This is a genomic window from Roseobacter sp. (assembly GCF_024639605.1).
Lineage (GTDB): Bacteria > Pseudomonadota > Alphaproteobacteria > Rhodobacterales > Rhodobacteraceae > Roseobacter.
In genome coordinates this window covers 1-6,623 of the sequence record NZ_JAHEHZ010000162.1, presented here as the reverse complement: position 1 = coordinate 6,623, position 6,623 = coordinate 1, and the positions used below count along the sequence as shown (strand labels likewise).

At 59.1% G+C, this 6,623-nt stretch carries 8 protein-coding genes and 1 pseudogene; 4 read left to right on the top strand and 5 right to left on the bottom strand.

Annotation, left to right across the window (positions count from 1 at the left end; all coding sequences use genetic code 11):
* Nucleotides 1-495: pseudogene (locus Q0M35_RS16080) on the top strand (4-(cytidine 5'-diphospho)-2-C-methyl-D-erythritol kinase); the annotation flags it as partial.
* On the opposite strand, the gene Q0M35_RS16075 reads toward Q0M35_RS16080, so the two are convergent.
* Entirely contained in the window at nt 496-1,497 is a 1,002-nt protein-coding gene (locus tag Q0M35_RS16075; RefSeq protein WP_295317176.1) for a polyprenyl synthetase family protein, read from the bottom strand.
* Nucleotides 1,498-1,553: 56 nt separating this feature from the next.
* Here Q0M35_RS16075 and Q0M35_RS16070 point away from each other — a divergent pair, with 56 nt between their 5' ends.
* The 3 genes from Q0M35_RS16070 (at nt 1,554) to Q0M35_RS16060 (ending at nt 2,785) form a co-directional block, all read left to right on the top strand.
* Entirely contained in the window at nt 1,554-1,769 is a 216-nt protein-coding gene (locus Q0M35_RS16070; RefSeq protein WP_295317172.1) for a DUF2007 domain-containing protein, read from the top strand.
* The gene (locus Q0M35_RS16065) at nt 1,766-2,506 is read left to right on the top strand and encodes a methyltransferase domain-containing protein (RefSeq protein WP_295317165.1); all 741 of its coding nucleotides are present in this window, start codon (nt 1,766-1,768) and stop codon (nt 2,504-2,506) included. The genes Q0M35_RS16070 and Q0M35_RS16065 overlap by 4 nt, the downstream gene beginning before the upstream one ends.
* Nucleotides 2,507-2,620: 114 nt before the next feature.
* Nucleotides 2,621-2,785, top strand: coding sequence for a DUF465 domain-containing protein (locus Q0M35_RS16060; protein ID WP_295317163.1), 165 nt, complete (start codon nt 2,621-2,623; stop codon nt 2,783-2,785).
* A gap of 67 nt (nt 2,786-2,852) precedes the next feature.
* Here the strand turns inward: Q0M35_RS16060 and Q0M35_RS16055 are convergent, their stop codons facing one another.
* The 4 genes from Q0M35_RS16055 to Q0M35_RS16040 all read right to left on the bottom strand — a co-directional run.
* Entirely contained in the window at nt 2,853-3,776 is a 924-nt protein-coding gene (locus Q0M35_RS16055; RefSeq protein ID WP_295317161.1) for a transcriptional regulator GcvA, read from the bottom strand.
* Between the two features lie 309 nt (nt 3,777-4,085).
* Nucleotides 4,086-4,808 (bottom strand): acetoacetyl-CoA reductase, encoded by a 723-nt coding sequence (phbB, locus tag Q0M35_RS16050; protein ID WP_295317158.1) that lies wholly within the window; start codon nt 4,806-4,808, stop codon nt 4,086-4,088.
* Nucleotides 4,809-4,946: 138 nt separating this feature from the next.
* Entirely contained in the window at nt 4,947-6,122 is a 1,176-nt protein-coding gene (locus tag Q0M35_RS16045) for an acetyl-CoA C-acetyltransferase (protein WP_169641493.1), read from the bottom strand.
* Nucleotides 6,123-6,302: 180 nt separating this feature from the next.
* Nucleotides 6,303-6,623, bottom strand: a 321-nt coding sequence (locus Q0M35_RS16040) for an EAL domain-containing protein (protein ID WP_295317150.1), incomplete at its 5' end; no start/stop codon positions are given.

Below are 6,623 nucleotides of genomic sequence, written 5' to 3'. Positions count from 1 at the left end.
GGTGCGGATGTGCCTGTGTGCCAGCACAATCAGCTGGTGCGCATGCAGGGTATCGGCGGTGATCTGGCGCTGCTCGGGCCGCCGCCGGACTGGCCGATGGTGCTCGTCAATCCGCGCGTGGCAGTACCTACAGCACGGGTTTTCTCGGGGCTCAGACAAAAGGAAAATGCGCCGATGCAGGGGGCATTTCCGATAACCGGCGACAACCGGACACGGATCGCATGGCTCGCTGAGCAACGTAATGACCTTCAGCCACCTGCCATTGCAGCAGAACCGGCGATCAGTGATGTTCTGGAGGCGCTGAATGAGAGGCCGGGTACTCTGCTGGCGCGTATGTCCGGCTCCGGCGCGACCTGCTTTGCGATCTTCTCAGACCTCAGCACGCGCGATGCGGCAATCAGCCACCTGCGTGCCGAACACCCCGGATGGTGGGTGATGCCAGCAGACCGGATTGAGGCCGGATTTGAGGCAGTGATTTTACCGCAGGACTGCTGATCAGCGAATGCGCTCGACCACGTAATCTGCCAGATCGGACAGCATTTCCCTGATGTCATGATCGGGCAGGGGGGCCAGCGCCTCACGGGCCTTTTCGGCCCAGCGGCGTGCCTCCGACGCTGTATCGATCAGCGCGTTATGCCTGTGCAAAAGCGCAAGCGCATGATCCAGATCGCCCTCTTCCTGTTTGCCGCGCTCGATTGTGCGCTGCCAGAACGCACGCTCTTCGGTGTCTGCGCGCGCCACCGCCTTGATCAGGGGCATCGTCAGCTTGCGCTCGCGGAAATCGTCGCCGACATCCTTGCCGGTTGCACCGGGATCACCCTGCATATCCAGCAGGTCGTCAACGATCTGAAACGCAATCCCAAGCGCATCGCCGTAATCATAGAGCGCGCGAACCTGAGCATCAGGTGCCCCGGCGATCACCCCTCCCACTTCGGTGGCCGCAGAAAAGAGCGCCGCCGTTTTGCCGCGCACCACCTGCAGATAGACCGCTTCGGTTGTCGCCAGATCCTGGCTGGCCGTGAGCTGCAGTACCTCTCCTTCTGCGATCGTAGCAGAAGCATTCGACAGAATATCCAGCACTCCCAGAGACCCTGTCTCCACCATAAGCTGGAAACTGCGTGAAAAGAGATAATCTCCTACCAGAACCGAAGACTTGTTATCCCACAACAGGTTAGCCGTTGGCCGGCCGCGCCGCTGTCCGCTTTCGTCGACCACATCATCATGCAGCAGAGTGGCCGTGTGTATGAACTCGACGGTTGCTGCGAGATGGATGTGAAAAGGACCTTGGTAGCCACACAGATGCGCCGCGGCCAGTGTCAGCATCGGGCGCAGGCGTTTGCCGCCAGCGTCCACCAGATGCGCTGTAACCTCCGGGATGCGCGGGGCATGCTCCGAAGCCATACGTGTACGGATCAGCGCGTTCACAGCCTCCATGTCGGATGCCAGCCATGCGGCCATCCGGTCATGCGGTTTTTGCGAATTTTCCGACTTCAGCATAATCTTGTCATCCGCAAGTCTCGACATCCCTGCCTGCATTGACGTACATCCCTGATATGAAGGAACTTTTGCGCAGCACCGACCCGACAATTATCGCCTTTGCGACGGCCCTTCTTCAGGGCGAAGATATAGACTGCTTCGAGCTGGACGTAAACATGAGCGTGCTTGAGGGAGGCATCGGAATTTTCCCGCGCCGTCTGATGGTCCGCGAGGATGATCACATCGCCGCCGAGCGGGTGATGCGGGACAATGAAATTCCGCTGGGGCGATGACCGAAAAGTTCACACGCGACGCTTTTCTGGGCGGAAAGCTCCATCTTTTGCAACCGGGGTCGGGATATCGCGCCGGTGTCGATCCGGTTTTGCTTGCGGCATCTGTGAAGGCCGTGGGTGGCCAGTCTGTGCTGGATCTGGGGTGCGGGGCGGGTGCTGCGGCACTGTGCCTCGGGGCGCGTGTCCCAGGCCTGAAACTGGCGGGCGTTGAGCTGCAACCGGAGTACGCGGATCTGGCCCGGCGCAACGGCGGGGACGCGTTTGAGGTCTTTACCGGCGATGTTGCCGACCTGCCGGCTGAACTAAGACAGCGCCAGTTTGACCACGTGATCGCCAACCCGCCCTATTTTGACCCGCGACGGCGTCGCGCGGCGCGCGATGAGGGGCGTGAGACGGCCCTCGGGGAAAGCGTGCCGCTTGAAAAATGGGTGCGGGTGGCAGGCCGGCGTCTCGCTCCCAAAGGCTATGCGCATTTCATTCACCGTATCGAGCGGTTGCCTGACATCCTGGGCGCACTCGACCACGATATGGGCAGTGTCGAGGTTCTGCCGCTTACTGCGCGTGAAGGCCGCAGGCCGGAGCTTGCCATCCTGCGTGCACGCAAATCGGGACGTGGCGCTTTCGTTCTGCATGCGCCGCTGGTCCTGCACGAAGGAGCCACGCATATAAAAGATGCAGACAGTTACGTGCCGGCGGTGCGTGCAGTGCTGCGCGATGGTGCGGCACTCACATTCTGAGCAGAATTAAGCATATGTTAAGGGTTCTCATGCCCATGCTGCGGTTGCGGCGTGACTTGTATCGCATGTTGTGATCAACTTGACGTCGTAAACGCTGATAAACAGGAGGACTGAATGAGCGTAACCGCACATGTCGATCAACTGAAAAAGAAGCATCAAACCCTCAGCCATGCCGTAGAAGAAGCGCAACGCGCCCCCGGTACTGACGATCTGGCAATTGCCAGCCTCAAAAAGCAAAAACTGAAAATAAAAGAAGAAATCGCTCGTCTGACAAACTGACAGAACAACCGGGCGTGCGCGAAGAAACCGCGCCGCCCGCCGCCCGGCATATCGTGCAAAAAGAGCTTCAGACCAGCGTCAGCTCATCCGTGATATAGGCAGTTTTGCCGATTTCATTCAGCATCCACTCCCGGAAAGCTTTGACCTGAGGTCTGTCTTCCGTGCCTTTCGGGCAGAGGAACCGGAAACGTGCACCTGTCCGGATTGCCGTACGGCAGGGCATAACCAGCCGGCCTTCCGCGATGTCCTTCACAACCAGCGCACGGCGCCCCAGGACGACGCCGACACCGGCAAGTGCTGCATCGATCGCGTGATCCGCCTGACTGAAACGCGGTCCGTGGTCTGGTTCATAATCTATGCCCATCGCCCGGAACCAGGCCGGCCAGTCGCAGGGCGGGTCCAGAAAACGGATTGAATCGTCAAAGATCAGGGGAGCTTTGGTGAGTCTTTGAGCATCGGGATACTGCCGGGCCATTTCAGGGGTCATAACAGGTGCAATCCACTCTTCCGCCAGCGGCAGGGAGTAAAGTCCCGGGTCTTCACCGCGACCAAACCGGATCGCCACATCAATGCCATCGCGTGCAAAGTCCATAATCCTCAGGGACGCCGAAAACCGAAGTTCGACCTCCGGATGCAGCTGGGCAAATTCATAAAGCCGCGGTGCCAGCCATTTCGCAGTGAAAGCGGGGCCTGCCGTGACAGTCAGCGTCTGTTCGTCCTGCAACCGCCGCGCGGCGCGCCACGCAGCACCAAGCGTGTTGAACCCGTCCTCGGCACCAGGGGCCAGAGCGGCACCGGCTTCTGTCAGCTCCACCGCACGGTTCAGGCGACGAAAGAGCGGTGCACCCAGATGCTCTTCAAGCGCTTTGATCTGAAAGCTCAGGGCCGCCGGGGTGACGGAGAGTTCTTCGGCCGCTTTGGCAAACGACATGTGCCTCGCGGCCGCATCAAAGGCGCGCAGGGCTGTGAGGGGAGGCAGGCGATCAGACATGACACTTAAGTATAACTTAACTGATGCAATGAAAAGTCTCGTTTGTCAGTTCTGTCTGCAATGAACATATTGGGGTCAGTTCAGAAAGACTTCAGACACCCCGGAAGGAACAGAAAATGATCGAAGTGACTACAAACCCGCTGGCCCGCACGGCAATGCAACGCGCACATGAGGAGCGTGCCCAGGCAATGCGGGATGCATGGCGCTGGCTTTTTCAGTCATCTTCCCGCTGATTGCTGCAGCAGTCTTACGGGATGAGAAAGGGCCGGCTCCGCGAGGAACCGGCCCTTTCTGTTGAATTGAGAGGGATCAGACGAAGAACTGCGCGCCGTTTGCAGAAATCGTCGAACCGTTGATAAAGCCCGCATCATCAGACGCAAGGAAGGCCACGCAGCGCGCGATTTCGTCAGGCTCACCCAGACGCCCGGCCGGGATCTGTGCGATAATCGATTCGCGGACTTTCTCCGGTACTGCCATGACCATATCTGTCGCAATATAGCCCGGGCAGATCGCGTTCGCGGTGATGCCGGCGCGTGCACCCTCCTGGGCCAGAGACTTTACGATTCCCAGATCGCCGGCTTTGGTCGCGGCATAGTTGACCTGAGCAAACTGACCCTTCTGACCGTTGATCGAGCTGATCACGATGATGCGGCCGAATTTACGTTCGCGCATGCCGGGCCAGACCGGATGGATTGTGTTAAAAACACCTGTCAGGTTGGTGTCGATTACCTCTTTCCACTGATCGGGCGTCATTTTGTGGAACGGCGCGTCGCGGGTGATCCCGGCGTTGGCGACAACCACGTCAATCGGGCCGAGATCGGCTTCGACACTTCCAATGCCCGCTTTGCTGGAGTCGTAATCGGCCACGTCCCATTTATAGGTTTTGATACCTGTCTCATCAGTGAATTTTGCAGCGGCTTCGTCGTTCCCGGCATAGGTTGCGGCGACGGAATAGCCTGCGTCTTTGAGAGCTCTGGAAATGGCAGCGCCGATTCCACGGCTGCCTCCGGTGACTAGTGCGACACGGGACATGTTGGGTACTCCTTATTTGTCTGGAAATCTTTGTGCGCATATCGGCAGGATTCGCGCAACATTATTACGTGGATAATATCATCTGACAGGCTGTTCCGGTGCAACGACACCAAATGGCACCGCTGCACCGGTGCAGAATCAAGGCCGTTCGAGGCACATGGCGACGCCCATGCCGCCGCCGATGCAAAGCGTTGCAAGACCTTTTTTAGCCCCGCGGCGCTGCATCTCAAAGAGCAGCGTGTTCAGAATGCGTGCACCGGAGGCGCCGATCGGGTGCCCGATCGCGATTGCCCCGCCGTTGACGTTCACGACGGACGGATCCCAGCCCATATCTTTGTTCACCGCGCAGGCCTGTGCGGCGAAAGCTTCATTGGCTTCCACAAGGTCCAGATCTTCTGCTTTCCAGCCCGCTTTCTCAAGCGCCTTGCGGCTGGCATAGATCGGGCCCGCCCCCATGATGGACGGGTCGAGGCCAACGGTGGCATAGCTTGCGATCCGGGCGAGCGGTTCGATGCCGCGCTTTTCGGCCTCATCTGCCGACATCACCAGTGCACCCGCTGCGCCGTCGTTAAGGCCTGAGGCGTTGGCCGCCGTGACCGAGCCGTCTTTTGTGAAAGCAGGGCGCAGTTTCTGCATGGCTTCCATGGTCGCACCGTGGCGGATGTATTCGTCCTGGTCCACGATGGTGTCGCCCTTGCGCCCCTTAACGGTGAAGGCCACGATCTCATCGGCGAATTTGCCGGCTTTCTGAGCCGCCTCCGCTTTGTTTTGCGAGGCAACAGCGAATTCGTCCTGCTGATCACGGCTGATCTGCCATTTTTCAGCAACGTTTTCAGCGGTTTGACCCATATGATAGCCGTTGAAAGCATCCCACAGACCATCGCGGATCATTGTGTCGATATACTTCATGTCACCCATCTTGTGACCAGCGCGCAGCGAGGCCGCATGAGGCGAGAGGGTCATGTTTTCCTGGCCCCCGGCCGCGACGATATCTGCATCGCCGAGCTGAACATGCTGGGCGGCAAGTGCAACAGCACGCAGACCGGAGCCGCAGACCTGGTTGATTGTCCAGGCCGAGCTTTCCTGCGGAAAACCGGCATTGATATGCGCCTGGCGGGCCGGGTTCTGCCCCTGAGCCGCGGTCAGCACCTGACCGAGAATGGTTTCTGAAACTTCGGACGCATCAACGCCTGCCCGTGCGACCAGTTCCTGAAGAACGGCCGTTCCAAGCTCGCTTGCGGGGGTGTTTGCGAAAGATCCGCCGAAGCTGCCAACAGCAGTACGGGCGGCAGACGCGATAACGACATTCGTCATTTTATGTGGTCCTTTGCCAATTGCGGAGAGGACCAGGTACGTCGGTTTATGCGCACAACAACCCCCTCCCGTTCTGTACGCAGGATCAATATCGCATCAGGTAACGGGCGGCAACAAGGTGTCCGGTCGCACCGCCCGCATGGCAGGGGTGCGCCGGAAACATACCTTTGTCGGGAGGTTCTAAACGGCCTGTTTTACGCGTCCCTGAACCATCCAGTGCGGGCGGGTTGTGGGAGCGCCGTAGAGATATCCCTGAAGGCAGTCGACCCCGAGGCTGATCAGCATATCGGCATCGGCCTGGGTCTCAACGAACTCGGCGACGGTCATCATGTCGAAGTGTTTCGCAATCGAGACAAGCGCAGACGTCATCGCCTGATTGTCCGGGCAATGGGATACGCCCTGGATGAACTGGCGGTCGATCTTTATGATGTCAAAGCAGAAGTCCTTGAAATAGCGCAGTGCGGTGTAGCCCGCGCCGAAATCATCCATTGCAAAGCAGAT